Source organism: Variovorax sp. WDL1 (assembly GCF_001541225.1).
Lineage (GTDB): Bacteria > Pseudomonadota > Gammaproteobacteria > Burkholderiales > Burkholderiaceae_C > Variovorax.
On the sequence record NZ_LMTS01000256.1, the window covers coordinates 38618 to 40344 of the forward strand.

Sequence of the window (1727 nt, forward strand, 5' to 3'; positions counted from 1 at the left end):
GCGCGCGCGAATACCTACCAATGTTGGTAGTTGACGGCTTTCGCAGCAGGCTGCTCAATACGCCGCCCCCTACCCAGCTTTCAAGAAATGCAAGAGCGCGCGAAGCCTTACCAAACGATCAGTACCTATGCATCCATCTCCGCGTACCGGGGCTGGGTGGTATCCGTGGCGCTCGATACCGTGACCAGCAATGGGCTGGAGGGGTATGCCGATTTGCAGTTCGAAGGCTGCTGCATGGGGCGGCTTTCCTACGCAGGCTCGTCCGGAAGCGCCGACGATGCCCTTGCGCTGCTCGGCCAGGAGGCGAAGGAGTTCGTCGACGAATGGCACGTCAAGGCCGCTGCGGTCGAAGCGGAGTTGGCCGAGGCATAGCGCCGATCAATTCCTATCGCCCCGGCTATATTGCGCGCTCAGCAACAGAGAGACAAGTCATCATGGCAAATGCCTATTGGGTGAGCGCATACCGTGCCGTCAAGGACGCCGACAAACTTGCCGCCTACGCGAAGCTCGCGGGCCCTGCGATCACTGGCGGCGGCGGGCGCTTTCTGGCGCGCGGCCTGCCCGCCAAGGTCTATGAGCACGGTCTGGCCGAGCGCACCGTGTTGATCGAGTTCGACAGCGTCGAGCAGGCTCTCGCCGTGCATGACAGCCCCGGCTACCAGGCCGCGCTGGCCGCGCTCGGCGACGGCGCCGAACGGGATCTGCGGATCATCGAGGGGGCCTGACCGACCTTGGTCAAGCGTGTGTAGAGGCAGCCGCCTCGGCGGCTGGACTCATCGAACAAGCAGCATGTGTTCGTCGGCACAGGTTTGCTTCATCGCCATCCATGGGCTCGGTTCAACGAAGCGCGGCGTCGCCGCCCAGCGCCTGCGCGATCCAGGTCCGCGAGAGCGTGCCGCGGCGGATCGCCTCGAAGGTCTCGCGCTCGCGCGCCATGAGCTGCAGGCACGCCTCGACCGCGGCCTGGGCCAGCGCCTGCGGCAGGCAGACCACGCCGTCGAGGTCGCCCACGACCAGGTCGCCAGCACGCACCACGGCGCCGCCCACCCTCACCTCGCCGTAGACCTCGCCGCCGCCCGTTCGCGTGGGGCCGCGCGGCGAGATGCTGCGCGAATAGACGGGCAGCGGGCCCTGGCGCAGGCAGTCCAGGTCGCGAACGGCGCCGTCGACCACGAAGCCGGCGACGCCGCGCGCGTGCGCCCAGCGGGCCATGGTCTCCCCCACGAGCGCACGCTCTGCGCTGGCCGCACCGTCGATGACGATCACATCGCCCGGCCGCGCAAGATCGATGGCGTGCTGGGCCAGCAGGTTGTCGCCGGCATCCACCCGCACCGTGAGCGCAGGCCCGCACAGCACGCCGGCCGCGGCATGGCGCGGCACGAGGCCCAGGGCGACCTGCACCTGCTGCGGCAGGCCGTCGGCAAGGTTCGCGGTCGCACAGGCGCTCAGGGCCTCGACGAGCGCGGCGGGCGTCGCGGGCGGCGCCTGCAGGATGCGGTGGCGCGGCTGCGCGGACGCCGGTGTGCCGTCGCTCCTGAGCGTGCCTTCGCCTGCGGGGGGGCGGGCGGCGCTCACGATGCAACCTTTCTCGTGGTTGTCATTGCGGCGGGCGGGCTTGCCGGGTGGCCTATTGGTCCGGGAGAGGGTTGAGGGCATTCGTTCGCCTGCTTTGGCGGTGTGCTTGTTGTGAGGCTGGAGCCGGGGCGTCGTCCCGGCAGCCGAGTCAC

Annotated in this window: 3 protein-coding genes; 2 read left to right on the top strand and 1 reads right to left on the bottom strand. The window is 69.2% G+C overall.

Features of this window, described 5'->3' with window-relative positions:
* Positions 1-87 precede the first annotated feature (87 nt).
* A complete protein-coding gene (locus tag APY03_RS32275; protein WP_068683652.1) occupies positions 88-372 on the top strand; it encodes a hypothetical protein in 285 nt (94 codons plus the stop codon).
* Positions 373-434: 62 nt separating this feature from the next.
* Positions 435-725 carry a DUF1330 domain-containing protein gene (locus APY03_RS32280; RefSeq protein ID WP_068683654.1) on the top strand — a complete coding sequence of 97 codons (291 nt, stop codon included), beginning with the start codon at positions 435-437 and terminating at the stop codon, positions 723-725.
* A gap of 112 nt (positions 726-837) precedes the next feature.
* On the opposite strand, the gene APY03_RS32285 is transcribed toward APY03_RS32280, so the two are convergent.
* Positions 838-1575 carry a hypothetical protein gene (locus tag APY03_RS32285; RefSeq protein WP_162487145.1) on the bottom strand — a complete coding sequence of 246 codons (738 nt, stop codon included), beginning with the start codon at positions 1573-1575 and terminating at the stop codon, positions 838-840.
* Positions 1576-1727: the final 152 nt, after the last annotated feature.